General features: G+C 56.8%; 28 protein-coding genes. 19 read left to right on the top strand and 9 right to left on the bottom strand.

The window, feature by feature from the left end:
• The first annotated feature begins 10 nt into the window (after positions 1–10).
• The 5 genes from KZZ06_RS05390 to mscL all read left to right on the top strand — a co-directional run bounded on the left by KZZ06_RS05390 (position 11) and on the right by mscL (position 4,615).
• Positions 11–289: a YrhK family protein gene (locus tag KZZ06_RS05390; protein WP_219579013.1), complete on the top strand. Its 279-nt coding sequence runs from the start codon at positions 11–13 to the stop codon at positions 287–289.
• Positions 286–1,083, top strand: coding sequence for a polyhydroxybutyrate depolymerase (locus KZZ06_RS05385; protein ID WP_308340002.1), 798 nt, complete (start codon positions 286–288; stop codon positions 1,081–1,083). Before KZZ06_RS05390 ends, KZZ06_RS05385 begins: the two co-directional genes overlap by 4 nt.
• Before the next feature lie 74 nt (positions 1,084–1,157).
• On the top strand, positions 1,158–3,557 hold the full coding sequence (pheT, locus tag KZZ06_RS05380; protein WP_219579012.1) for a phenylalanine--tRNA ligase subunit beta: 2,400 nt from the start codon (positions 1,158–1,160) through the stop codon (positions 3,555–3,557).
• Positions 3,558–3,572: 15 nt separating this feature from the next.
• Positions 3,573–4,022: a YtoQ family protein gene (locus KZZ06_RS05375; protein WP_219579011.1), complete on the top strand. Its 450-nt coding sequence runs from the start codon at positions 3,573–3,575 to the stop codon at positions 4,020–4,022.
• A gap of 161 nt (positions 4,023–4,183) precedes the next feature.
• Positions 4,184–4,615 (top strand): large conductance mechanosensitive channel protein MscL, encoded by a 432-nt coding sequence (gene mscL, locus KZZ06_RS05370; protein ID WP_219579010.1) that lies wholly within the window; start codon positions 4,184–4,186, stop codon positions 4,613–4,615.
• A gap of 70 nt (positions 4,616–4,685) precedes the next feature.
• On the opposite strand, the gene ald is transcribed toward mscL, so the two are convergent.
• On the bottom strand, positions 4,686–5,804 hold the full coding sequence (ald, locus tag KZZ06_RS05365) for an alanine dehydrogenase (protein WP_219579009.1): 1,119 nt from the start codon (positions 5,802–5,804) through the stop codon (positions 4,686–4,688).
• A 142-nt stretch (positions 5,805–5,946) separates the two neighbouring features.
• Between ald and KZZ06_RS05360 the strand changes: the two genes are divergently transcribed.
• Together KZZ06_RS05360 and KZZ06_RS05355 are read left to right on the top strand one after the other, a co-directional pair.
• Complete coding sequence (locus KZZ06_RS05360; protein WP_219579008.1) at positions 5,947–6,405, top strand: Lrp/AsnC family transcriptional regulator; 459 nt, start codon at positions 5,947–5,949, stop codon at positions 6,403–6,405.
• 80 nt (positions 6,406–6,485) lie between these two features.
• A complete protein-coding gene (locus KZZ06_RS05355; protein ID WP_219579007.1) occupies positions 6,486–7,214 on the top strand; it encodes an STAS/SEC14 domain-containing protein in 729 nt (242 codons plus the stop codon).
• Between the two features lie 77 nt (positions 7,215–7,291).
• On the opposite strand, the gene rpsU is transcribed toward KZZ06_RS05355, so the two are convergent.
• On the bottom strand, positions 7,292–7,498 hold the full coding sequence (gene rpsU / locus KZZ06_RS05350) for a 30S ribosomal protein S21 (protein ID WP_176247948.1): 207 nt from the start codon (positions 7,496–7,498) through the stop codon (positions 7,292–7,294).
• A 115-nt stretch (positions 7,499–7,613) separates the two neighbouring features.
• Here rpsU and KZZ06_RS05345 point away from each other — a divergent pair, with 115 nt between their 5' ends.
• From KZZ06_RS05345 to KZZ06_RS05325, 5 genes are all read left to right on the top strand, one after another.
• Positions 7,614–8,312, top strand: a complete 699-nt coding sequence (locus tag KZZ06_RS05345) for a COQ9 family protein (RefSeq protein ID WP_219579006.1) — start codon at positions 7,614–7,616, stop codon at positions 8,310–8,312.
• Between the two features lie 83 nt (positions 8,313–8,395).
• Positions 8,396–9,121 (top strand): energy-coupling factor ABC transporter ATP-binding protein, encoded by a 726-nt coding sequence (locus KZZ06_RS05340; protein ID WP_219579005.1) that lies wholly within the window; start codon positions 8,396–8,398, stop codon positions 9,119–9,121.
• Positions 9,096–9,692, top strand: a complete 597-nt coding sequence (locus KZZ06_RS05335; protein WP_219579004.1) for an energy-coupling factor transporter transmembrane protein EcfT — start codon at positions 9,096–9,098, stop codon at positions 9,690–9,692. Before KZZ06_RS05340 ends, KZZ06_RS05335 begins: the two co-directional genes overlap by 26 nt.
• A gap of 92 nt (positions 9,693–9,784) precedes the next feature.
• Entirely contained in the window at positions 9,785–10,771 is a 987-nt protein-coding gene (locus KZZ06_RS05330) for an NAD(P)H-quinone oxidoreductase (RefSeq protein WP_219579003.1), read from the top strand.
• A 9-nt stretch (positions 10,772–10,780) separates the two neighbouring features.
• On the top strand, positions 10,781–11,755 hold the full coding sequence (locus KZZ06_RS05325) for a quinone oxidoreductase (RefSeq protein ID WP_219579002.1): 975 nt from the start codon (positions 10,781–10,783) through the stop codon (positions 11,753–11,755).
• Between the two features lie 129 nt (positions 11,756–11,884).
• Here KZZ06_RS05325 and KZZ06_RS05320 read toward each other — a convergent pair whose 3' ends face one another.
• Positions 11,885–12,529 carry a ribonuclease T2 gene (locus KZZ06_RS05320; RefSeq protein ID WP_219579001.1) on the bottom strand — a complete coding sequence of 215 codons (645 nt, stop codon included), beginning with the start codon at positions 12,527–12,529 and terminating at the stop codon, positions 11,885–11,887.
• Between the two features lie 129 nt (positions 12,530–12,658).
• On the opposite strand from KZZ06_RS05320, the gene KZZ06_RS05315 reads away from it, so the two are divergent.
• The 4 genes from KZZ06_RS05315 (at position 12,659) to aspS (ending at position 18,180) form a co-directional block, all read left to right on the top strand.
• On the top strand, positions 12,659–13,423 hold the full coding sequence (locus tag KZZ06_RS05315) for a DUF1013 domain-containing protein (protein ID WP_219579000.1): 765 nt from the start codon (positions 12,659–12,661) through the stop codon (positions 13,421–13,423).
• A gap of 138 nt (positions 13,424–13,561) precedes the next feature.
• Positions 13,562–14,662, top strand: coding sequence for an endonuclease/exonuclease/phosphatase family protein (locus KZZ06_RS05310; protein WP_219578999.1), 1,101 nt, complete (start codon positions 13,562–13,564; stop codon positions 14,660–14,662).
• 230 nt (positions 14,663–14,892) lie between these two features.
• Positions 14,893–16,071: a type III PLP-dependent enzyme gene (locus tag KZZ06_RS05305; RefSeq protein ID WP_219578998.1), complete on the top strand. Its 1,179-nt coding sequence runs from the start codon at positions 14,893–14,895 to the stop codon at positions 16,069–16,071.
• 177 nt (positions 16,072–16,248) lie between these two features.
• Positions 16,249–18,180, top strand: a complete 1,932-nt coding sequence (gene aspS / locus KZZ06_RS05300; RefSeq protein WP_219578997.1) for an aspartate--tRNA ligase — start codon at positions 16,249–16,251, stop codon at positions 18,178–18,180.
• Positions 18,181–18,346: 166 nt separating this feature from the next.
• Here aspS and KZZ06_RS05295 read toward each other — a convergent pair whose 3' ends face one another.
• Positions 18,347–18,523, bottom strand: coding sequence for a hypothetical protein (locus KZZ06_RS05295; RefSeq protein ID WP_219578996.1), 177 nt, complete (start codon positions 18,521–18,523; stop codon positions 18,347–18,349).
• A gap of 153 nt (positions 18,524–18,676) precedes the next feature.
• Between KZZ06_RS05295 and KZZ06_RS05290 the strand changes: the two genes are divergently transcribed.
• The gene (locus tag KZZ06_RS05290) at positions 18,677–19,402 is read left to right on the top strand and encodes a GNAT family N-acetyltransferase (protein WP_219578995.1); all 726 of its coding nucleotides are present in this window, start codon (positions 18,677–18,679) and stop codon (positions 19,400–19,402) included.
• Positions 19,403–19,413: 11 nt separating this feature from the next.
• Here the strand turns inward: KZZ06_RS05290 and KZZ06_RS05285 are convergent, their stop codons facing one another.
• The gene (locus KZZ06_RS05285) at positions 19,414–20,133 is read right to left on the bottom strand and encodes a response regulator (protein ID WP_219578994.1); all 720 of its coding nucleotides are present in this window, start codon (positions 20,131–20,133) and stop codon (positions 19,414–19,416) included.
• A 143-nt stretch (positions 20,134–20,276) separates the two neighbouring features.
• Between KZZ06_RS05285 and mce the strand changes: the two genes are divergently transcribed.
• Both mce and KZZ06_RS05275 read left to right on the top strand, forming a co-directional pair.
• Positions 20,277–20,681 (top strand): methylmalonyl-CoA epimerase, encoded by a 405-nt coding sequence (gene mce / locus KZZ06_RS05280; RefSeq protein ID WP_093916674.1) that lies wholly within the window; start codon positions 20,277–20,279, stop codon positions 20,679–20,681.
• Positions 20,682–20,683: 2 nt separating this feature from the next.
• Positions 20,684–20,977: a DUF1467 family protein gene (locus KZZ06_RS05275; protein ID WP_219578993.1), complete on the top strand. Its 294-nt coding sequence runs from the start codon at positions 20,684–20,686 to the stop codon at positions 20,975–20,977.
• On the opposite strand, the gene KZZ06_RS05270 is transcribed toward KZZ06_RS05275, so the two are convergent.
• Genes KZZ06_RS05270 through KZZ06_RS05255 form a run of 4 tightly spaced genes read right to left on the bottom strand, consistent with a single transcriptional unit; the run spans position 20,910 to position 22,988 of the window.
• The gene (locus KZZ06_RS05270; RefSeq protein WP_219578992.1) at positions 20,910–21,644 is read right to left on the bottom strand and encodes an EI24 domain-containing protein; all 735 of its coding nucleotides are present in this window, start codon (positions 21,642–21,644) and stop codon (positions 20,910–20,912) included. The genes KZZ06_RS05275 and KZZ06_RS05270 overlap by 68 nt on opposite strands.
• The gene (locus KZZ06_RS05265) at positions 21,635–22,207 is read right to left on the bottom strand and encodes a nitroreductase (RefSeq protein WP_219578991.1); all 573 of its coding nucleotides are present in this window, start codon (positions 22,205–22,207) and stop codon (positions 21,635–21,637) included. The genes KZZ06_RS05270 and KZZ06_RS05265 overlap by 10 nt, the downstream gene beginning before the upstream one ends.
• A 10-nt stretch (positions 22,208–22,217) precedes the next feature.
• Positions 22,218–22,490, bottom strand: a complete 273-nt coding sequence (locus KZZ06_RS05260) for a hypothetical protein (RefSeq protein ID WP_257884212.1) — start codon at positions 22,488–22,490, stop codon at positions 22,218–22,220.
• A 24-nt stretch (positions 22,491–22,514) separates the two neighbouring features.
• The gene (locus tag KZZ06_RS05255; protein WP_219578990.1) at positions 22,515–22,988 is read right to left on the bottom strand and encodes a VOC family protein; all 474 of its coding nucleotides are present in this window, start codon (positions 22,986–22,988) and stop codon (positions 22,515–22,517) included.
• Positions 22,989–23,052 lie beyond the last annotated feature (64 nt).

The following is a 23,052-nucleotide window of genomic DNA, read 5'->3' as shown; positions in this document are numbered from 1 at the left end:
AGACCTTAAAGTGAAGCTTTTCCGTCATAGTAGCCGCGAGTCATCAGATGCCAGCCGAACCGTCTATGCGCGGTTCGAACTTGTCTATACCTTCGTGGATTTCATGGCTGCCATTTGCTTCATCGTCGGGTCCATTCTGTTTTTTTTCGAGACAGAGCAGATACCCGCTACGTGGTTTTTCCTGATCGGGTCGTTTCTGTTCGCGGCAAAGCCGACCTTGCGATTGGTGCGCGAGATCAAGCTGTACCGGATGGACGATGTCAAAGACCTCGCGGAAAGAGCGAAGTGAAACTAACCCGTTGGCTGTTGTTCATTCTGCTTATGTTGCCGGCTTTTGCCAGCGCAGCATCGGCCCAAACCTGCGGCGGTGATATCCCCTGCAAGATAGGCAATCGCGAATACAACATTCTGCTGCCTGATGGTTGGGACGGTACTTCTCCCCTTCCGGTAATGATGCATTTCCACGCCTTCCTGCGGCGCGGCAAGACGGTGGTGAACCACCCGCGGATCGGTATTGAAACCAGACCGCGTGGGGTGATGCTCATCGCCCCATCTGCGCAAAACCGAGCGTGGCGGTTCTGGCAGGACGACCCTGCCGACATCGACTTTTCCGATGCCGTGTTGGCCGATGTGGCTGCGCGCTATCCGGTGGACCCAGACCAGATTTACATCTCGGGGTTTTCATTCGGGGCGGCGATGGCGTGGCGCTACGCCTGTGCGCGGGGCGATAAAATTGCGGGGCTGATGACCATGTCGGGCACGATCCCGCAGGCGACCCCGTGCCTTAATCCACCCGATCAAGTGCGCCATGTGCACGGCTTGCAAGACATCTGGATGAGCCTGCCGCGTGGCCCCGGCCATGATGCAACCAACGCTGTCGCGCTGTGGCGCAAAACCTTTCGCTGCGGTCAGGGCAAGATTACCCGACATTGGCTGATCCGCGCCAATACCGAAGCGACGAACATCGTCTGGGACACGTGCAGCCAAGGCCGCAAGGTAACGCTAGATGTGCATTCAGGCGGGCATTTTATTCCCGAACACTGGCTGGGCACGCAGTTGGATGACCTGATGGCGCGTGAATGACGCGCTAACCGCATTGAACCCGCGCAGATTAAGCGGTACGCCCTAGCCCAAGCATTTGCACGAGGATTGACCCGATGAAATTCACACTCTCTTGGCTAAAGGATCATCTCGACACCACGGCGTCGATTGATGAAATCACCTATGCGCTGACCGATCTGGGCCTCGAGGTTGAAGGCGTCGAAGATCGCGGTGCTAAACTGGCGGATTTTACCTTGGGCTATGTGAAGTCTGCGGAAAAGCATCCCGATGCAGACCGTTTGCGCGTGTGTCAGGTTGAAACCGACGAGGGTGTTCAGCAGATCATTTGCGGTGCCCCCAACGCCCGCGAAGGCATCACCGTGGTTGTGGCCAAGCCGGGCGTATACGTGCCGGGGATTGATACAACGATTGGTGTCGGCAAAATCCGTGGCATCGAAAGCTTTGGCATGATGGCGTCCGAGCGCGAGCTGGAACTGTCCGAAGAGCATGACGGCATTATCGAACTGCCCTCGGGCAATGTCGGGGATCGTTTCATCGACTGGCTGGCCGAAAATGATCCGGCCAAGGTTGATCCGGTGATCGAGATCGCGATTACCCCGAACCGCCCCGATGCATTGGGCGTGCGCGGCATTGCACGCGATCTGGCGGCCCGTGGTTTGGGTACGTTGAAAAAACGCGACACCCCCGCTGTCGAGGGGACATTTCCCTGCCCCGTCACAGTGTCCATCGACGAAGACACATTGGACCAATGCCCCGTCTTTTACGGTCGCGTGATCCGTGGAGTGAAGAACGGCCCGTCGCCTGTGTGGCTGCAAGACGCGTTGCGCGCCATCGGGTTGCGCCCGATTTCGTTCCTTGTCGATGTGACCAACTTTTTCACCTATGACCGCAACCGGCCTTTGCACGTCTTTGACGCCGATAAAATCGCGGGCAACACGCTGCGCGTTCACCGTGCCAAGGGCGGCGAGACTTTGTTGGGTTTGGACGACAAGGAATACACATTTACCGAAGGCATGACGTTGATTTCTGACGCTGAAAAGGTCGAAAGCATCGCGGGTGTTATGGGCGGAGCCGAGACCGGCTGTTCTTTGGACACCGTGAATGTCTTTGTCGAAGCGGCTTATTTCGATCCGGTGCGCACCGCCTATACGGGTCGCGCGCTCAAGATCAACTCGGATGCGCGGTATCGTTTTGAACGCGGTATCGACCCTGAATGGACGCCTTACGCGATCGAACATGCCACGCGGATGATCCTTGATAATGCAGGCGGCGAAGCGTCCGAAGTTGTGGTTGCTGGCAAGGTGCCAGATTTCTCGCGGGCGTATAAGTTGGATGCCGCGCGGGTGCAGTCGCTTGTAGGCATGACAATTTCCGAAGCGGACCAACGCAAGACATTGACGTCGCTTGGCTTCCGCCTTGAAGGCAATATGGCACATGTGCCCAGCTGGCGCCCCGATGTGCAGGGCGAGGCTGATTTGGTCGAAGAGGTCGCACGTATTGCATCGCTCACCAAGCTTGAAGGACGCCCCTTGCCGCGTCTGACGACAGGTATCCCCAAACCGATCCTGTCACCTGCGCAGCGTCGCGAGGCCGCCGCGCGCCGTGCCTGTGCCGCGTTGGGGTATAATGAATGCGTGTCATACAGCTTTATCGATCAGCCCTCTGCCGCGCTGTTTGGTGGGGGAACCGACGAGACCCGTCTTGAGAACCCGATCAGCAATGACATGAGCCACATGCGCCCGGCCTTGCTGCCTGCGTTGTTGCAAGCCGTTGCGCGCAATCAGGCACGCGGTTTTCCGGATATGTCCCTGTTCGAGGTCGGTCCGGTATTTACCGGGGGCGAACCCGGTGAACAGCACTTGCAGGTCAGCGGCGTGTTGATCGGGCGCACTGGCCCAAAGGATGTGCATGGTGCATCCCGGCCTGTCGATCTGTTCGACGTGAAGGCCGATATCGAAGCGGTGCTGTCCGCCATCGGCGCACCCGCCAAGGTGCAGATCAACCGCAACGGTGCCGAATGGTGGCATCCGGGGCGTCACGGTCAAATCTGCCTTGGCCCGAAAAAAGTGCTGGGTGTGTTTGGTGAAATTCACCCCCGCGTGCTGGCCGCATTGGATGTGAAAGGCCCGGCCATGGGCTTTACCATCTGGCCAGCCGAGGTGCCGTTGCCACGCAAAGTTGGCGCGACGCGACCGGCGCTGAAAACCAGCGCATTGCAAGCCGTTGAACGCGATTTCGCCTTTGTGGTGGATGCCGATATCGATGCAATGACATTGGTGAACGCCGCGATGGGCGCGGATAAGGCGCTGATTGATGACGTGCGTGTATTCGATGAATTCATCGGCGGTGCTTTGGGCGAGGGCAAAAAATCGCTCGCGTTGACTGTGCGGATGCAACCGGTTGAGCAAACCTTGAAAGATGCCGATATCGAAGCAGTCGGGGCCAAGGTGGTCGAGAAAGTGACCAAAGCCACAGGCGGCGTTCTGCGCGGTTAAGGGGAGTAATTCGACATGACATTGAATGTGTATTTGTCCGGTGAAATTCACACCGACTGGCGCGAGCAGATCATCAATGGTGCTGCCGATCTGGATGTCAGTTTTGACAGCCCGGTTACGGATCATGCGGCCAGCGACGATTGCGGCGTGGCCATCATGGGCGCCGAAGCCGATAAATTTTGGCATGATCGCAAAGGTGCGCAGCTAAACGCGATCCGGACGCGCAAGGGCATTGAAATGGCCGATGTGGTCGTTGTGCGGTTCGGGGACCAGTACAAGCAATGGAACGCAGCTTTTGACGCGGGGTATGCCGCGGCATTGGGTAAATCGCTGGTGATCCTGCATGGCCCCGATCACGCCCATGCCTTGAAAGAGGTCGATGCCGCAGCTTTGGCCGTCGCCCAAGAGCCAGCGCAAGTCGTTCAGATCTTGCGGTACGTTTTGACCGGGAAACTACCCGTTTAGGCCCTTAACTGGCGTGAATTTGCCGGTATTTACATTATTTCGTCTATTTTACGTGTTTTCTTAAAATAAATGCTCGTAATTGGTGCAACCTGTGCTAACGGGCTGCACGCGCCGTTAACATACGTAAAAGCGTGCGGATAATAAAACATGAGGGACATACTATGCTTCAAGAATTCAAGGACTTCATTGCCAAGGGCAATGTTATGGATCTGGCCGTCGGTATCATCATCGGTGCTGCGTTCACTGCGATCGTTAGCTCGCTGGTCAGCGATCTGATCAACCCGATCATCGGCCTGGTTTTGGGCGGCGCTGACTTTACCAGCCTTTACGCTGTTCTGTCCGGCGATGTACCAGCGGGTATCGGCCTTGACGCCGCACGCGAAACTGGCGCTGCGATCTTTGCTTACGGCGCGTTCATCACTGCCTGCATCAACTTCCTGATCATCGCATTTGTTGTGTTCATGCTGGTTAAGGCTGTCAACAAGATGAAAGCCGCAGCCGAAGGCCCACAAGAAGTCGCACCAGAAGTCGAAACCGGCCCATCCGAGCTGGACGTTCTTTTGCAAATCCGCGACTCGCTCGCCAAGAAGTAATTCGTTTCCGTTTGTCGGAACGAGAAAGGCCCGCAGGTGACTGCGGGCCTTTTGCATTCATCGTCGTTGATCAGCCGGCAATGGCTTGGTCAGCGGTGATGCTTTCAAGGCCAAGCGCTTCGGCGACGGCCGCATAGGTCAATTGACCCGCGTGAACGTTCAGCCCGGCCTTAAGGTGCGCATCGTCTGCGCAGGCTTTCTTCCAGCCCTTGTTGGCCAGTGCCAGCATGAACGGCATCGTCGCATTGCCAAGTGCGATCGTGGATGTGCGTGCAACCGCACCCGGCATGTTGGCAACGCAGTAATGCATGATGCCGTCGACCTCATAAACCGGGTCTTGGTGTGTGGTGGCCTTGGAGGTTTCAAAGCAACCCCCTTGGTCGATGGCCACGTCAACCAACACGGCGCCGGGCTTTAGCTCGGACAGTTGGGCGCGGCTGATCAATTTGGGCGCGGCTGCACCGGGGATCAGCACGGCACCGATAATCATGTCGGCGGCGCGGGCCAGTTCGATGGTGTTGCCCGCAGACGCATAAGACGTCTTGAACGTGCCGCCATAAACATCGTCAAGATAGCGCAAGCGGGGCAGGGAACGGTCAAGCACGGTGACATCCGCACCCATACCTGCCGCAATCCGTGCTGCATGTGTACCAACAACGCCGCCGCCAATCACGACAACCCGCGCAGGGCCAACGCCGGGAACGCCGCCCATCAACACGCCGCGTCCGCCGTTTGCCTTTTGCATGGTCCACGCGCCAACTTGGGGGGCCAGACGGCCCGCAACTTCGGACATGGGGGCAAGCAAAGGCAGGCCGCCGCTGCGGTCGGTTACGGTTTCATAGGCAATGCAGGTCGCACCAGAGGCCAACAGGTCTTTGGTTTGTTCTGCGTCGGGGGCAAGGTGCAGATAGGTGAACAGGATTTGCCCTTCGCGCAGCATCTTGCGCTCGACCGCTTGGGGTTCCTTGACCTTAACGATCATGTCCGCGGCTGCGAAAATCTCGGCGGCAGTGGCGATGATTTTGGCACCTGCCTCGATGTAATCGGCATCCTCAAAACCTGCGCCAACGCCTGCGCCAGTTTCGATGATAACCTCGTGACCGCTATTCACGGCCTCGAATGCGGCATTCGGCGTCATGCCGACGCGAAATTCCTGTGGCTTGATCTCTTTTGGGCAACCGATTTTCATGGGGTTTATCCTGTTGGGGTGAGTCTGTGCGCCAAAATACGCCCCTTAAAATGAAATTAGACACTGATTATGGGTCGCCTTATGGCCCAAAATTAGAATAATCTGCGATGAATTGACGAATTAGCAAGAGAGTATTGCATAGATGAGCTTGGATGATATTGACCGCCGCATTCTGACTGCCCTGCAACGCAAGGGGCGGATGTCGAATTCAGACCTTTCCGAACAGGTGCATCTGTCCCCCTCGGCCTGCCACAGACGCGTGCAGCAGCTTGAGAACGAAGGCTACATTCAGGGCTACGTCGCCTTGTTGAATGCGCGGAAGATGGGCGTGCCCACCACTGTGTTTGTTGAAATCACCTTGCAAGGCCAGGCGGACGAGGTGCTGGATGCGTTTGAAAAGGCCGTGGCGCGGATACCTGCTGTGCTTGAATGTCATCTGATGGCGGGATCGGCTGATTACCTGCTTAAGGTTGTCGCTGAAAACACCGAAGATTTCGCGCGCATCCACCGTCAGTTTCTGGCCCGCTTGCCCGGCGTCGGGCAAATGCAATCCAGCTTTGCCTTGCGCACGGTCTGCAATACCACCGCTTTGCCTGTGTGAATGTCAGGCGTTGATCCAGATCAACGTGCGGCCTTCACAACTCCCTTAGCAAGGTGGGGTACTCTAAGGGAGAAAAGACAATGATTGAGGTCCAATCTGGAACGCAGGAGAACCTGCTAGAGGTGCATATGAAGGCACCGATTACTGATAAAGACTATAGCGAAGTATTGATACCTGCGCTGGATGCCGCGTTGGCCAAAGGCGAAAAGCTGCGGATGTTGGTGGTGATAGACGCCGACCTGACCGACTTTACCATGGGCGCGCTTTGGGATGATGCGAAAATGGGCATCGGCAACTGGAGCGGCTTTGAAAGGGTTGCCATCGTCACCGCGAACAAGGCGATGACACGGCTGGTCCGCGCGTTTTCGATTTTGATGCCGTGCCCTGTGTCGGTGTTCGGAAAATGGCACGAGGACGATGCCCGCCTGTGGTTGTTCGAATCGCTGGGTGCCATTCATCAAACAGATTTGGGTGCCGGTGCGCTGCATGTCGAATTGTTGGGTAAAATCGATGCGGATGTATACGCCTCCGAGATCGAAGACATGAACGCCTTTATCCGCAAGAACGACCGCTTTCGGTTGCTGCTCGATATCAGACGCTTTGACGGTTGGCAGGGGCTCAGCGCAATGGCTGCGCATTTCGGCCTTGTACGTGACCACGCTGGCCAGCTGGATCGCGCCGCTGTGGTGGGCGATTCAAAATGGGAAGCGATGGTTGTTCAGATCGTCAAACGTCTGATCGGCAAAGACGCGCGATATTTCGACAAGAACGATTTTGAAGCGGCACAGGCATGGATCACCGCCGACTAAGCTGCATCAGACAAAATAAAACCCCCGGCACCTAAGGGTATCGGGGGTTCTTATTCTTATACGACACTCGGTATGATTTACATCATGCCTTCGCGTTGCAATTTTTTCCGCGCCAGTTTCCGGGAACGGCGGATCGCTTCGGCTTTCTCGCGTGCTTTCTTGACGGAAGGCTTCTCGAAATGTTGCTTAAGCTTCATTTCACGAAACACACCCTCGCGCTGAAGTTTTTTCTTCAGGGCGCGCAGCGCTTGATCGACGTTGTTATCGCGAACACTAACCTGCATGTGGTTTTCACCACCTTTCTAGTTTGAAGTTGCAAGGATTTGCAGGAAGTGGCCATATAGCAAGCATGACCTATATTGTCTAGTGCCAAGCCATTGACCGCTTAGGAGGCCCGCCATGACCGAAACTGCCCAAAACCCCAAAGATCAGTTGCTGGACGCCGCATTGATACATGTCCCCTTTGATGGTTGGTCGGACACCACATTTCAAGCGGCCATTGCTGATACGGGCATCGATTCGACGGTTGCCAATGCCGTGTGCCCTCGTGGATCGGTTGATCTGGCTGTGGCCTATCACAAGCAGGGCGATGCCCTGATGATTGACCGGATGACGTCCGAAGACCTGACCGAGATGAAGTATCGCGATAAAATCGCCGCGATGGTACGGTTCCGCCTTGAGGTCGTGACCGACAAAGAAGTGGTGCGCCGTGGGACAACCCTATTTGCCCTGCCGCAACATGCAGGCGACGGTGCCAAACTGGTCTGGGGCACCTGCGACGCGATTTGGGATGCCTTGGGCGATACATCGGATGATGTGAACTGGTACACCAAACGGGCGACGCTCAGCGCGGTATATTCGTCAACGGTTTTGTACTGGCTGGGCGATACAAGCGACGGGCATCAGGCCACGTGGGCATTTCTGGACCGGCGCATCGATAATGTGATGCAGATCGAAAAGGTAAAGGCGCAGGTCAGAAACAGCCCGACACTAAGCAAGCTGATGACCGGTCCGAACTGGTTGCTGTCTCATGTCAAAGCACCATCGCGCGCGCCAAAGATGGGTTTGCCGGGCAGTTGGACCAGCCCCCGCCGTTAGGTTGGCTTCACTCTGACATTCAGACCTGCTAGCCACCGACGGGCCGCAATCTTCGCGGGCCTGAACCGTTGGTGCTGAATACGATGTCCCATCCTTTGATCGACTTGAATGCCGTGTCTTTTGCCCCCGGTGGGGCTGCGGTTTTGCATGATGTGTCCTTGCAGGGAAACGAGCGTCGGATCGGTGTCGTGGGCCGTAACGGGTCTGGCAAAACGTCACTGGCGCGCATCTTGGCCGGGCTGGTTGCCCCGACATCGGGGCAGGCGCGCATCGCGGGTATTGACGTCGCAAAAGACCGCAAGGCAGCCCTGCGCAATGTCGGCATCCTGTTTCAGAACCCCGACCATCAGATCATCTTTCCCACGGTTGAGGAAGAAATCAGCTTTGGCTTGACCCAGCTTGGCCAGTCCAAGGTCGAGGCCGCGCATAACACCGATACGATATTGGCCCAGTTTGGTCGCGCCCACTGGGCCAAAGCGGCCATTCACCAATTGTCACAGGGCCAACGTCAGCTGGTTTGCCTGATGTCGATCCTTGCGATGCAGCCCAAGCTGATTATCCTCGACGAACCCTTTGCGGGTCTCGATATCCCGACGACGCTGCACCTTGGCCGTGTGTTGTCGCAACTGGATGCGCATTTGGTGCACATCACCCACGACCCGCAATATCTGTCCGATTATGATCGTGTGGTCTGGATCGACGAAGGCCGGATCGCCCAAGATGGCCCGGCAGCAACGATCACCAAAGCCTTTGTAACCCGCATGCAGCACTTGGGAGAGCAGGATGATTTCACTCACCTCTCCGGTTAAAACGCGCGCACATGCTTGGCCAGCGGGGGTAAAGCTCGCGGCGTTATGTGCGGCCACGCTGATCTTGTTCAGCTTCACAGCGCTTTGGTTCCAGCTGTCGATGCTAACTGCGACGGCGGTATTATACGCGCTTCCTGACGGGCAGTTTTTCAAGACTGGCATGGCCCGGCTGCGGATTTTGTGGCCCTTTATGGTGCTGATCCTGATCTGGCATGTGGCGACCGATGACCTTGAAAACGGCGCTGTGATTGCATTGCGCATGGTCTGTGCCGTGGCCATCGCCAATCTGGTCACGATGACCACCAAACTGTCGCAGATGGTGGATGTGGTGACATGGTTGACGACCCCCCTGCGCAAGGTCGGGCTTCAGACGCGCAGCCTTGAATTGGGCATCGCGTTGGTGATCCGCTTTATCCCGGTTCTGGTGGAAAAAGGTCAGATGCTGGCACAGTCTTGGCGGGCACGGTCAGCCAAGCGGTTAGGCTGGCGGACGATCATCCCCTTTGCCGTTCTGGCCCTGGACGATGCTGAACATGTGGCCGAGGCGCTGCGCGCTCGCGGGGGCCTTTAACTAGTTTCCTGACGCCCATCAGTTCGCTCTGTACGTCCCCAACTGGTGGCTTATGTTATCCGCAACACAGACCCCAGAGGAGGCACCACATCATGTCAGACACCATGCGCGCAATTGAAATCACCAAACCCGGCGGACCCGAAGTCTTGCAACCGGTTGAACGCCCAATTCCGCAGCCCGCCCATGGTCAGGTCGTGATCAAGGTTGCCTATGCCGGTGTGAACCGCCCCGACGCGTTGCAGCGCGCAGGCATGTACGCGCCACCCCCAACAGCCAGCGATCTGCCAGGGCTCGAAGCATCGGGCGAGATTTCGGCAATCGGCGAAGGTGTGACGGGTTTGTCGATCGGTGATAAAGTCTGCGCATTGCTGCCCGGCGGTGGTTATGCCGAATATGTGGCCACGCCCGCCGCGCATTGCCTGCCGGTGCCAAACGGCATGGGCATGAAGGAAGCTGCCTGCCTGCCCGAAACATTCTTTACCGTCTGGTCCAACGTGTTCATGCGCGGTGGCCTAAAGGCGGGCGAACGGTTCCTGGTGCACGGCGGATCCTCGGGAATCGGAACGACAGCCATCCAGCTTGCCCGCGAATTTGGGGCGCGCGTCTTTGCGACAGCGGGAACCGATAGCAAATGTGCAGCCTGCGCCAAGCTGGGGGCCGAGGCCGCGATTAACTATCGGGACACCGATTTTGTCGACGTGCTGAAAGCCGAAGGCGGTGCCGATCTGATCCTTGATATGGTGGGCGGTGACTACATCCCGCGCAATCTGCAAGCGCTCGCCGAAGATGGCCGTCTGGTGCAGATCGCATTTCTAAGCGGCCCCAAGGTCGAGGTGAACTTTGCCACCTTGATGACCCGCAGACTGACCATGACGGGCAGCACCCTCCGCCCGCAAAGTGATCTTGCCAAAGCACGGATCGCAGACCAACTGCGCGAACACGTCTGGCCGCTACTAGACGCAGGTAAAATCTCGCCCGTGATGGACAGTGAGTATGAGTTCGAACAAGCAAGCGATGCCCATGCACGGATGGAGACCAGCGGCCATATCGGCAAAATCGTTCTTAAAGTGAATGGATAGGAAATAGTTATGGCGCTCACCGCAGTAATCGAGGCCCACGGCGGCCCGGAAGAATTCAAGCTTGTCGATATCGAGGTTGGCGAACCCGGCCCCAATGAGGTCCGCATTGCCCACAAGGCCGTTGGTCTAAACTTTATCGACGTCTACCAACGCACCGGCCTGTACCCGATGAAACTGCCCCACGCGATGGGGATGGAAGCCGCAGGCATTATCGAAGCGGTTGGCGAAGGGGTAACCCATCTCAAGGTCGGCGACCGCGCGGCCTATGCGTCACAACCCCCCGGTTCCTATACCGAAGCGCGTGTGATGCCCGCTGCACAAGTATGCCCGCTGCCCGACGGCATATCGTTCGAAGAAGGTGCCGCAATGATGCTCAAAGGCATGACGGTAGAGTATCTTTTCCATCGCACCACGCCGCTCAAGCGGGGCGATACGGTGTTGTTCCACGCCGCGGCGGGTGGCGTTGGCCTGATTGCCTGCCAATGGGCAAAGTCCGAAGGGATCACACTGATTGGCACCGCCGGAACGGATGAGAAATGTCAGCTGGCGTTGGATCACGGTGCCACCCATTGCATCAATTACCGGACCACGGATTGGGCCGCACGCGTGGCTGAACTGACAGGTGGCGCGGGCGTTGACGCGGTCATGGACGCGGTGGGCGCTGACACATTCGAAGGCTCGCTCGACAGTCTGAAACCATTGGGAATGATGATTTCATTCGGGAACGCATCGGGCCCCGTACCACCGTTCAGCGTAGGCATTTTAGGGGCAAAAGGGTCGCTGAAAATCACGCGTCCTACGATCTTTACGCATATCGGCGATCACGCAACCTGTCAGGCAATGGCCAAGCATTTGTCAGATAAAGTGTTGTCCGGTGACGTGAAAATAAACATCGGCCAGCGTTTCGCGTTGAAAGATGTCGCCAAGGCCCACGCCGCACTTGAAGCGCGCCAGACAACGGGCAGCACGATCCTTGAGATCTAAGAGAAAGCGCCGCTACCGCGCCGCTGCCTCCGGCCGGGATATTGAAAAAGCCAGAGAAGGGCAGGACCGCTTGTCTTCTCTGGCTCTTAAATATCCCCGCCGGAGGCAATCGCTCACAGAGCGATATTTTTATCTGATTGGTGTGAACAACGCGTCATCAAGTGTGCAATCCTTGATCACGTCGCGCCCGCAGGGGACCGGGTCCAGGGTCTTGGACAGGCATATCCGCACTTCTTGGATATAGCCGCTTTTGCAGGTCACCGTTACGCCGTTCGCCGACAGTGCTGGATTGTCTTTCAGAAACGCGGCCTCAACCACGGACGCTGGCACGGTTATATCATTGTTGAGCTTTCTAAAGACGGCGGGGCGTTTGATCACCCCATATGCCGCGCGCGAGGTCGCGTAGTAATCGGTCGCTGACAGCCCCGTGCAGCTGCCGTGTTTTTTCCACTGATGCCACGCAAGGCCGGGGGTGCCCATAATATCGGCCATTTCGGCCGTCATGCCCCGCGACGGGGGGCGCTGTACGGTGTGGCAATACGAAGGGTAACCGCGATGGAATTGCGGCCACAGCCCGTGCATGATCCACCCGTGGTCTTCGCCGTTGTCGCATTGGGGGGACCGGCGTGCATCGCCTTCTAGGATGCACCAGTTTGGTGACCAGCTGAGCGCCAGAACATAATAGTCAAACTGTCCTGCGATTTCACCTTTTGCAGGCACCTCTCGGGGGGCAAGCGCAACAAGTGTTACAAGGCACAGGATCAGCAAACGCATTGGGGTCTTTCCTTATTCAGCTTGGATCATTATATAAGCTGCAAGTTCCCCCACAATGGAAACCGTTCTGCCCCGGCAGGACAGCCAATTTCAGGCGACGGGGAAGGTGTGTTTTAAGGAGAGACCGATATGGCAAAACCAATTATGGCCCGCGCGACTGCCGTTTGGCTGGTGGACAACACGACCCTTAGCTTTAAACAGATTGCGGATTTCGTTGAGATGCACGAGCTGGAAGTTCAAGGCATTGCTGACGGCGATGTGGCGCAAGGGGTCAAGGGGTTTGACCCGGTCGCCAACAACCAGCTGACCGAAGAAGAAATCGAAAAAGCCCAAGGCAACCCGCTGCACAAACTGGCGCTTAAGTACAACGCGGCGGCCCAAGGCGAAGAGAAACGTCGCGGCCCGCGCTATACGCCGTTGTCCAAGCGTCAGGACCGGCCTGCGTCGATCTATTGGCTGGTCAAGTTCCACCCTGAATTGTCCGATGGCCAGATCAGCAAGCTGGTAGGCACAACCAAGCCGACAATCCAGGCCATCCGCGAGCGGACCCACTGGAACATCGCCAACATCCAGCCGATTGACCCTGTCGCACTTGGCCTGTGCAAACAGTCCGAACTGGATGCTGCCGTTCAAAAAGCCGCTGCCAAGAAAGCAGCCGAAGGTGGATTGATGACCGACGACGAACGTCGCCGTCTGGTGAGTACTGAACAGTCGCTTGGCATGGACCCTGAATCCAAAATTCCATCCGCCATCGAGGGTCTTGAAACATTCACCTTGTCTGGCAATCCAGCAGAAGATGATGACCGTGATCGCGGTGATTATTCCGACGCGGACAGTTTCTTTAAACTGCCCGAGGGTGGCGCGGACGATAGCGACGAAGACGACGACAAGTAAGACGACAATAGATAAGCCGCTTTGCCGTAATCAGGTAAAAGTGGAACCAAAACAACCAACGAGATGTTGGGTATTGGGCGGTGGGATTATTCTCTCCGCCCAATGATGTTTTGAAAGGCTAGAAAAGGACCGCGCCAGATGCTCTTGCTGACATTGTTATTCTGGTTTGCCGTCGCCTTTTTGTTTTTGTCGAGCTTTCTGCCCTTCAGTAAAATCGCCCATGGGGCCGTTCGCGGTATCGCATTCCCCCGAGAGCAGTTCTTTGTCCTGAGTTTGGCGATGATCCTGCTATCGGTTTTCGTGCTGGAACCGCAGCCCAGAGTTTTCGCGATTTGCGCCTTGGGTATCGCTGCGGCAATCCATGTCGGATATATTGTAAAGTTCACGCCGATCTGGACCAAGCAATCGGTTGGTGCCAACCAAGCCGAGCTTGCGGATACAGACACGCATGTCACGCTGATCGCAGCAAATGTGAAGCAATCAAACCGGGATTATCAGCAGCTTGTTGATCTGATCAAAGAAGAACAACCAGACATCGCCACCGCTCTTGAAGTTGATCAGGACTGGGTGGATGCACTCTATGACGCGTTGAAAGACGACTATCAGCATTGGGTTAAGGTGCCCAAAAGCAATTCTTACGGCATTGTTTTGATGTCCAACCTGCCGCTGTCCCAGACACAGGTGCGCGAATTGCTGGTGGACGATGTGCCGTCTATCCGCACGCATGTTCAGACCAAGTCGGGCCAGAACTGGCGGCTGTATATCATTCATCCCGAACCGCCCGTGCCCAACCACGATACCAAAGGGCGTGATGGCGAGATCGCGATGACTGGGATTGAGGCGGGCAAAGATGACCTGCCTGTTGTTGTCACGGGCGACCTGAACGACGTGGCATGGTCCGCGCCGACGCGCCGGTTTCAACGGTTGTCAGGCCTGCTGGATCCGCGTGTGGGCCGGGGGTTCTACAACACATTTCATGCGGGTATTCCGCTGCTGCGCTGGCCGTTGGATCATCTGTTCCACAGTTCCGAATTCCGCCTGATCCGCATGGATCGTTTGCGTCACATCGGGTCTGATCACTTTCCGATTTTGTTTTCGCTTGCATTGACCAACATCAAAAAGGCGAATTCAACACCCGAGCCGAGCGACGCCAGCGAGCGCGACGAAGTCAAAGAGATCGTAGAGGAAGAACGTCAAAAAGACAGAGAGGCGATCGGCACGGATTGGGAAAACGATTGAGCCGAGCAACAAGAGATTGTGGCCGCGCGACCCCGCGAAGTGAGGAATATTCACTCACGATAATTTGGTTCTTGCACGAATCTGAAAACAGGATAGATGCGCGTTCACAGACGCCAACGCACGCGCAGCTGGCTCATCAGATTTTCTGATTGTCCCGCGTTTATGCAGCGACGGTAACGTCTCTTAAAACGACAGTTTGGGGTGCTCCCGCCCCGCCTTGCTCTTTGGAGATGACCATGAACGCTTCCACCACTGCCGCCCTATCCGTGTCCGCACCGTCCAATTTTGACGAAGCCGCCGATTACATCTGGAACAACAGCTTTGACAAACCGACCCTTGTGGTCAGCCGCGCACGTGTGGGCGAACAATATGATGCGCTGAATGCGGGCTTGGGGAATGCGAACATCCACTATGCCGTCAAAGCAAACCCGGCACCGGAAATCATCCGTCTGTTGGTTGAACGTGGTTCGGGCTTTGATGCAGCATCGCGTCAGGAAATCGAATTGTGCCTGTCCCAAGGGGCGGACCCTGCCAAAATCTCGTTTGGTAACACGATCAAACGGGGTGTTGATATCGCATTCGCCCACTCGATCGGCGTCACGCTTTTCGCCGCCGATTGCGAGGCCGAGCTGGATAAGATCGCAGCACATGCCCCCGGCGCGCGGGTTTACATCCGCTTGATCGTCGAAAATTCGCTGGCGGACTGGCCGTTGACCCGCAAGTTTGGCTGCGCGGACACGTTGCTGCCGTCCCTGCTGGACTATGCCAAATCCCTAGGCTTGGTGCCTTATGGGCTGTCCTTTCACGTCGGATCGCAAACGCGCAAAGCGGAATACTGGAACCCGGTTCTGGATCAGGTTGCACCCCTATGGCACGCGGCCAAAGCGGCCGGTCACGACCTGCAATTGCTGAACATTGGTGGCGGTTTCCCAGCCTATCACGGCGATCCCGTTGATGCGCCACGCGGCTATGCCGCCGCAGTCATGGCCGCCGTCAAAGAACGCTTTGGCGACGTCCCGTACGTGATGGCAGAGCCGGGCCGTGGCATGGTCGCCGAGGCTGGCCATATCGCCGCCGAAGTCATGCTGGTGTCGCGCAAATCCACCGAGGCACTGCGCCGTTGGGTCTATTTGGACATTGGTCGTTTTTCCGGTCTGGCCGAAACCGAAGGCGAGGCGATCCGCTACGAATTCGTGACTGCACATGACGGCAGCCCGGTCGGTCCTTGTGTTCTGGCAGGTCCGTCTTGCGATTCCGCAGATATTCTGTATGAAAAGAACCCAGTGGACTTGCCGCTTGACCTTAGGGACGGTGACAAGATCATGATCAAGAATTGTGGTGCCTATACCAGCTCTTACAGCTCGGTCGGGTTCAACGGATTTCCGCCGCTTGATGTGTTGGTTCTGTAAAGAACCAGAAACGTCGCGCGGGAAGGACCGCCTGCTTTGGGAGGAGCAGGCGGTCTCATTATTTTCAGGAAGCCGAAACCGGTAAGAATGGCGCTATTTTACTGGAAAGTCTTGACTTCCCCGGCCTCAAAAGGTGTACCTGCGACGAACAATTTCAGCCCTAGGAAGGGACCCGTCATGCACGCATATCGCAGCCATACATGCGCCGATCTGGACAAATCAAACGTAGGCGACAAGGTACGCCTGTCAGGTTGGGTACATCGCGTGCGCGATCACGGCGGCATCCTGTTTATCGATTTGCGCGACCACTACGGCATGACCCAAGTGTTGTGCGACCCTGATTCAGCTGCTTTTGCCGACGTGGAAAAAGTACGTTCCGAATGGTGCATTCGCATCGACGGCGAAGTCAAAGCGCGTGCCGATGATCTGGTGAACTCCAAAATCCCGACCGGCGAGATCGAAGTATTCGTGCGCGAGATCGAAGTTTTGGGTGCCTCCAAGGAACTGCCTTTGCAGGTGTTTGGCGATCAGGAATACCCTGAGGAAACGCGCCTGCGTTACCGCTACCTAGATCTACGCCGCGAGAAGATGCAGGCGAACATGGTTCTGCGCTCTGACGTGGTGTCGTCGATCCGCCGCCGCATGTGGGACCGCAAGTTCAAAGAATTCCAAACGCCGATCATCACCGCATCGTCCCCCGAAGGCGCGCGCGATTTCTTGGTGCCATCGCGTTTGCACCCCGGCAAATTCTACGCGCTGCCCCAAGCGCCGCAGCAGTTCAAACAGCTGTTGATGGTGTCCGGCTTTGACAAGTACTTCCAGATTGCCCCGTGTTTCCGCGACGAAGACCCGCGCGCCGACCGGTCGCCGACAGATTTCTACCAGCTCGACCTCGAGATGTCCTTTGTTGAGCAGCAGGACGTGTTTGACACGATCCAGCCCGTGCTGACCGGTATTTTTGAGGAATTTGGCGGTGGTAAAGCCGTTGATCAGGAATGGCCGCAGATTTCCTATAAGGACGCGGCGCTTTGGTATGGGTCAGACAAACCCGACCTGCGCAACCCGATCAAGATGCAGGTTGTATCCGAACATTTCGCGGGCTCAGGCTTTGCGATCTTTGCCAAATTGCTTGAACAAGAAGGCACGCAAATCCGCGCGATCCCTGCGCCGACCGGTGGCTCGCGCAAGTTCTGTGACCGCATGAACGCCTTTGCGCAAAAAGAAGGACTGCCCGGCATGGGCTATATCTTCTGGCGCGACAAAGGAGATGTTCTTCGAGGAGAACTCGGCGATTTGAACTCACAGATGGTTAAGGCGGAGAAGAAAAAAGACGAAACTCTGCAAGCGGACCTTGCTGAGAAGGCACGGCTTAAACACGCAGAGATAAATGATCTTGAAGAGATGGCCAAGTCGACAGGCGTTAGGCCTTTGGAAGCGGCAGGCCCGCTGGCCAAGAACATCGGGCCAGAGCGCACCGAAGCGATCCGCCAGCAGCTTGGCCTGTCGGTCGGTGATGCGGCGTTCTTCTTGGGTGGCAAGCCCAAGGCGTTCGAAGGCGTCGCAGGACGTGCCCGCAATGTCATCGGTTCCGAACTGGGGCTGACGGATGAAAACCGCTTTGCCTTTGCATGGATCGTCGATTTCCCGATCTACGAGAAAGACGCAGAATCCGGCAAGATCGACTTTGAACACAACCCGTTCTCCATGCCCCAAGGTGGTATGGACGCGCTGATGGGCGACCCGCTTGAGGTGCTTGGCTATCAGTATGACTTGGCCTGTAACGGTTATGAGCTGGTGTCCGGTGCGATCCGGAACCACAAGCCAGAGATCATGTTCAAAGCGTTTGAAATCGCAGGCTACGGCAAGGAAGAAGTCGAAAAACGTTTCGGCGGTATGGTTAATGCCTTCCAATACGGTGCCCCGCCCCACGGTGGTTGCGCGGCTGGTATCGACCGCATCGTGATGTTGCTGGCCGAGGAAGCGAACATTCGTGAAGTGATCTTGTTCCCGATGAACCAGCGCGCCGAAGACCTGATGATGAACGCGCCGAATGATCCAATGCCTGACCAACTGATGGAACTTGGTCTGCGGGTTATCCCGCAAGATTAAGCAACCTGAATAGACCTGAAAAAGCCCGCTATCGGATAGCCGATAGCGGGCTTTTTTATGGCCGGTCCTAGTCAGATGTCAGCCGCACGCGTTTCGGTGTCAAAGGGAAAACCATGACATCATGGCGACATCGCCACGACGTTCGGGTCAAAATGCGAGAGCTGGTTCAGAGCAGTGCAGTGGCAATCTGGAGTGTCGCCTCGGGCGCGGTGTCGGCGATACGTGCGTGGATAAAAGCCAACCCGACAATCGCCACACCCACCACATTCGCCATCAAAACGACCCAGTCCAGACGGGTTTCATTCCGGTATACCCTGCACGCCGTTTTGAAGTTGACCAGCATATGTCGGGCTCCTTTGACGCCAAGCGGGTTCATTCGAACCAATGGTGCAGGCGCTTTGTGTCCAAACTTTGGTCCCATTATGCGCTATCATTGACATTACCCTTGAATTTTACAGGCTTGGCGTTCGCATCAGTTGGCCATAACGTGATGCTTATGAATGATAATGCATCCAACTCTCCGCCGCTTGGCTTTCCTGTACCGGATTTCGTCGCACCCCCTTTGCCGCCGCGCGAGGCGATTGTGGGGAAATATGTAAAACTGGAACCACTTACCGCACATGCCCATGCGGCGGTCTTGTTTAATGCATTCGAAGGGCAGGATCATCTGTGGCATTATATGTACGATGGACCGTTTTCATCTTCGGCGCAGTTTCATCGCTGGGTGCGTGAAACCGAGACACGGGATGACCCGTTCTTTTATGCGATCAAGAACCTCGAGACAGGACGTTGGGAAGGTGTCGCAAGTTACCTGCGCATTGCCCCGGCTGCCGGTTCGATCGAGGTCGGTTCAATTACCTTTAGCCCTGCGTTGCAACGCACACGCGCCGCGACCGAGGCGATGTATCTGATGATGGAGTGGGCGTTTGATGCAGGATATCGGCGCTATGAATGGAAATGCAACGCGCTGAACATGCCGTCGCGGCGGGCTGCGCAACGTCTGGGCTTCAGCTACGAGGGCATCTTTCGCCAAGCAGCTGTCGTGAAAGGGCGCAACCGGGACACCGCTTGGTTTGCGGCGATTGATACGGAGTGGTCCGCCCTGAAAGAGGCGTTTCGCACATGGCTTGCACCGGGCAATTTCGACGCCGATGGCCAGCAACGCGAGAGCCTGTCGGACCTGACCCGATTGGTGCGCGTGGCAAGCGACCCGGATGTCTAGGACCGGTCGGCTTAAATAGCGATACGCTGTGACAGCCGGTTCTGGACCAACCCTGCAATGGCGGCCCTTTCGGTCTCTGCCGATTGCCCCAATGCACGCTTTTCGGCCAAGGCAAGGGCGGCTTGTTCTAGCGCAGTGTCGCACGCGCTGCGCGCAACCCCGCCCAGAAACTGCGCAACATAATCCAGCGTAACGGTGTCACCGATATCATCCAGCACATCCGCAATATGGGCCATGTCATCTTGATAAGCGATTTCGTCGGGCTCGACCGTTTCATCTGCCAAGGTGCGCAGCCCTTTGGGTTGGCGATCAGCGGGCAGGACGGACAGAACGCTTTGCTGGAACTGCGCCAATGAATTCAAAGGTTTTTCGATAAACCCGTCGGCACCCGCAGCAATCGCATCAGCGGCCAGATGTGTATCACCAGAGATGGCCAGTATCGCATCGACACGTTGTTGCGCCCGCGACAGTTCTTGTATCAGGTCTATGCCATTTCCGTCCGGCAGGCCCAGATCGGTAATCACCACGGACGGGCGGTAGACCTGCAAATGCCGGCGCGCTGCACGTATGCAATCTGCCCGTCTGATCCGCGCGCCGGACCGCAGGCAAAGCAGGCGCATCGCCTCGCAGGCATAACGGCTGTCTTCGATCACCAAGACCGTCAGCCCCAGCAAGGGCCGTTCGGCCGTAGGGCTAGGAAGGGTGTCTGTCTGTAGGCCCAGTTTGTCCATATTCTCTTTCTCCTAACAGTCCCACGACCTTGATGGGACTATGGTTAGGCCTGCTTGGCTAATACGACGTTAACGTGACGCATTGCCCTTGGGCCAAACCCGGCCCATAAACTGGCAACATTTAGGAAAGCAGGAGAAGTAAGATGATCGGCCGTCTCAACCACGTAGCAATTGCTGTGCCAGATTTGGAAGCCGCTGCAGACCAGTACCGGAATGCGCTTGGTGCCAACGTTGGCCCCGCGCAGGATGAACCCGATCATGGCGTAACCGTCATTTTCATTGAACTGCCGAACACCAAAATCGAACTGCTATACCCGTTGGGTGACGACAGCCCGATCAACGGGTTTCTGGAAAAGAACCCCGCCGGCGGGATTCATCACATCTGTTACGAAGTCGACGATATCATCGCGGCCCGTGATCACCTGAAAGCAACCGGCGCGCGTGTTCTTGGCAACGGCGAACCCAAGATCGGTGCCCATGGAAAGCCAGTGATTTTCTTGCACCCCAAAGACTTTAACGGTGCGCTGGTCGAGTTGGAGCAGGTGTAACCATGGGTGTCACATCAGCGTTTGTTCTGTTTGCCGTTATCTGGGCGATGATCTTTATGATCGCGCTGCCCATTCGGGTGAAAACCCAAGGGGATCTGGGCGAGATCGTAGAAGGTACGCACGCGGGCGCGCCCGAGCAACATCACCTCAAGAAAAAGGCATGGTGGACGACGGGTATCACGCTGGTGCTGTGGGCGTTCACCGTCTGGTTCATCCTGTCGGGTATCGTCACCGTGGCGGATATTGAACATTGGCTGCATGGGGATCTGACACCAATTGGTGGAACAGATGGGTAAATGTCGCCGCCCCTAAGATAGGGATAACAAGGTTCAGCAGGGGCACAGAAAGCGGCATCGCCATCAGTACCCCTGCGGCCCAGATCGTGACCATATGCTTGCGTCTGAGCTGTTTGGCACGGGCTCGCCCCACACGGCGGATGGCGGCAAGCGTGAAATATTCACGGCCCAGCAAAAACCCGTTCACCGCCCAAAAGATCAGCGGCGCAAACGGGGCAAAGATGATGTAAAAAATCAGCGCGATCAGGTTCACCCCGATCAGCACGCCCATGAAATTGACGGTATCTCGAAGCGCATCACCAAATGATACGTGGTTTGCGGGGGGCAGATGCGGGTAATGTTCGGCTTCGACGGCATCGGCCACGTCATCCAGAAACATCGACGTGATCGCCGATGCAACGGGTATCATCAAGAACACCGACAGCCCCATCAGCAGCAGCCCGGCACCCCAGCTGAACAGATCATCCAGCCATGTGACCTCGCCCAACAGGGGGATCGACGTCATGTCGCCCGTTAACCATCCCACAAACCAAATAAAGGCTGCGGCGATGCCGATCAGCAAAAGCAAGGCCAAGCCGATGCCTTTCGCCAGTACCCCACGAAAACGCGGGTCGGTCAATTGGCCTAACGCAAGGCCAATCGCCTGAAATATCTGCGTTATAGCCATGTGGTTAATGCAGCAACGTCGGGGCGTGGGCGTTCTGGCGGGGCAGCGGTTTCAGTGCCGATATGGATGATCCCGGCGATGCGTTCATGTTCGGCCAATCCAAAACCCTTTTCCATAAAATCACGGTCGTGGCTGACCCAACCGCTCAGCCAATTTGCGCCCCAGCCCGCAGCCAGTGCCGCGTTTGTCAGCGCAAGGCACACGGCACCGGCGGAATATGTCTGCTCGAGCGGGGGAACCTTTGGCGACGGTTTTTGCACCTCGACCACGACGACGGCCAGATGGCCCTGATCAAACTGGCCACGGCCCTTTTGAACTTGCATGGGATCAAGGTTCAATGCCTCGCCACGGGCCTGTGCGATGTCTGCCAAACGGCCCATCGCGGGCTTGTCGATCACGATAAAGCGCCACGGCTCAAGCTTGCCATGGTCGGGGGTGCGCGCGGCAGCTGTCAGCAGGGGCAGCAGCGTATCCCGGTCTGGTACGGGCGTGGTCAGCGTCTTGGCGGGGCGGGACCGGCGGGTTTGCAAAAAATGCAGCGCGTCTGGGTTTGGTGTCGGCATGAGGTCTCTCTTATAGGTTCAGATCTTGCGCCATTACATCAATGGCATCGCGCAGGACGGCGTCAAATTGGGGGCTGGGCTGGCGGATATGATGGTTCTCCGCATGCGGATCTGGCACGATGGTATCACTGTCTGCGAGGGCTGCAATGCTAGCGTGGCCACAGAACGGGACATAGATTTCTAGATAGGTATCTTCGTGGGCCAATACCAGCCCGCCGATACGCCTCATGCGGGCAAAGTTGCCGCCGCCCCCAAGAATGGCGTCTGTCTGAAACCCGATCAAGCTCAGCAGGGCTGTCCGCGATGCTTAGGCGGGCGCTTCGGCAAGCAATGCGTCAAGGTCCAGCGGCCTGTTTGACATCATAAGCGTGCCATCCGCGTCGCGTGGCCAGTCGCTTTGAGGCCGGTCACGATACAGTTCGACCCCGTTGTTATCAGGGTCGCGCAGATATATCGCCTCGCTCACGCCATGGTCAGCGGCCCCGTCAAGCGCGATGCCCGCCTGCATGATACGTTTAAGTACCGTCGCAAGAGCCGCGCGGTCAGGATAGAGGAAAGCAGCGTGGTACAACCCGGTATGTCCGGCAGGGGCTGGCGTGCCGCCCGCGCTTTCCCAGGTGTTTAGGCCGATATGGTGATGATACCCGCCAGCCCCCAAAAAGGCGGCTTGGTCACCGTATCTCTGGGTCAAATCAAAGCCCAGAATATCGTGGTAAAAAGAAATCGCACGATCCAGATCGGCGACTTTTAGGTGAACGTGGCCAATCGTTGCGTGGGTCATACGGTGTCCTTTCATCGTCAGGGTTGGCCTGACTAGAATGTAACCTGCCACCTCACTTTGCCAC

The organism is Sulfitobacter sp. CW3 (assembly GCF_019392245.1).
In the GTDB taxonomy this organism is placed as follows: Bacteria; Pseudomonadota; Alphaproteobacteria; order Rhodobacterales; family Rhodobacteraceae; genus Sulfitobacter.
The sequence above is the reverse complement of the archived record's forward strand: the minus strand, read 5'-3'. Positions and strand labels throughout refer to the sequence as shown.

Coding starts and splice junctions, on each gene's coding strand:
- pheT (WP_219579012.1), top strand. CDS start 1,158: ATGAAATTCACACTCTCTTGGCTAAAGGATCATCTCGACACCACGGCG.
- KZZ06_RS05375 (WP_219579011.1), top strand. CDS start 3,573: ATGACATTGAATGTGTATTTGTCCGGTGAAATTCACACCGACTGGCGC.
- mscL (WP_219579010.1), top strand. CDS start 4,184: ATGCTTCAAGAATTCAAGGACTTCATTGCCAAGGGCAATGTTATGGAT.
- ald (WP_219579009.1), bottom strand. CDS start 5,804: ATGAAAATCGGTTGCCCAAAAGAGATCAAGCCACAGGAATTTCGCGTC.
- KZZ06_RS05360 (WP_219579008.1), top strand. CDS start 5,947: ATGAGCTTGGATGATATTGACCGCCGCATTCTGACTGCCCTGCAACGC.
- KZZ06_RS05355 (WP_219579007.1), top strand. CDS start 6,486: ATGATTGAGGTCCAATCTGGAACGCAGGAGAACCTGCTAGAGGTGCAT.
- rpsU (WP_176247948.1), bottom strand. CDS start 7,498: ATGCAGGTTAGTGTTCGCGATAACAACGTCGATCAAGCGCTGCGCGCC.
- KZZ06_RS05345 (WP_219579006.1), top strand. CDS start 7,614: ATGACCGAAACTGCCCAAAACCCCAAAGATCAGTTGCTGGACGCCGCA.
- KZZ06_RS05340 (WP_219579005.1), top strand. CDS start 8,396: ATGTCCCATCCTTTGATCGACTTGAATGCCGTGTCTTTTGCCCCCGGT.
- KZZ06_RS05335 (WP_219579004.1), top strand. CDS start 9,096: ATGATTTCACTCACCTCTCCGGTTAAAACGCGCGCACATGCTTGGCCA.
- KZZ06_RS05330 (WP_219579003.1), top strand. CDS start 9,785: ATGTCAGACACCATGCGCGCAATTGAAATCACCAAACCCGGCGGACCC.
- KZZ06_RS05325 (WP_219579002.1), top strand. CDS start 10,781: ATGGCGCTCACCGCAGTAATCGAGGCCCACGGCGGCCCGGAAGAATTC.
- KZZ06_RS05320 (WP_219579001.1), bottom strand. CDS start 12,529: ATGCGTTTGCTGATCCTGTGCCTTGTAACACTTGTTGCGCTTGCCCCC.
- KZZ06_RS05315 (WP_219579000.1), top strand. CDS start 12,659: ATGGCAAAACCAATTATGGCCCGCGCGACTGCCGTTTGGCTGGTGGAC.
- KZZ06_RS05310 (WP_219578999.1), top strand. CDS start 13,562: ATGCTCTTGCTGACATTGTTATTCTGGTTTGCCGTCGCCTTTTTGTTT.
- KZZ06_RS05305 (WP_219578998.1), top strand. CDS start 14,893: ATGACCATGAACGCTTCCACCACTGCCGCCCTATCCGTGTCCGCACCG.
- aspS (WP_219578997.1), top strand. CDS start 16,249: ATGCACGCATATCGCAGCCATACATGCGCCGATCTGGACAAATCAAAC.
- KZZ06_RS05295 (WP_219578996.1), bottom strand. CDS start 18,523: ATGCTGGTCAACTTCAAAACGGCGTGCAGGGTATACCGGAATGAAACC.
- KZZ06_RS05290 (WP_219578995.1), top strand. CDS start 18,677: ATGAATGATAATGCATCCAACTCTCCGCCGCTTGGCTTTCCTGTACCG.
- KZZ06_RS05285 (WP_219578994.1), bottom strand. CDS start 20,133: ATGGACAAACTGGGCCTACAGACAGACACCCTTCCTAGCCCTACGGCC.
- mce (WP_093916674.1), top strand. CDS start 20,277: ATGATCGGCCGTCTCAACCACGTAGCAATTGCTGTGCCAGATTTGGAA.
- KZZ06_RS05275 (WP_219578993.1), top strand. CDS start 20,684: ATGGGTGTCACATCAGCGTTTGTTCTGTTTGCCGTTATCTGGGCGATG.
- KZZ06_RS05270 (WP_219578992.1), bottom strand. CDS start 21,644: ATGGCTATAACGCAGATATTTCAGGCGATTGGCCTTGCGTTAGGCCAA.
- KZZ06_RS05265 (WP_219578991.1), bottom strand. CDS start 22,207: ATGCCGACACCAAACCCAGACGCGCTGCATTTTTTGCAAACCCGCCGG.
- KZZ06_RS05255 (WP_219578990.1), bottom strand. CDS start 22,988: ATGACCCACGCAACGATTGGCCACGTTCACCTAAAAGTCGCCGATCTG.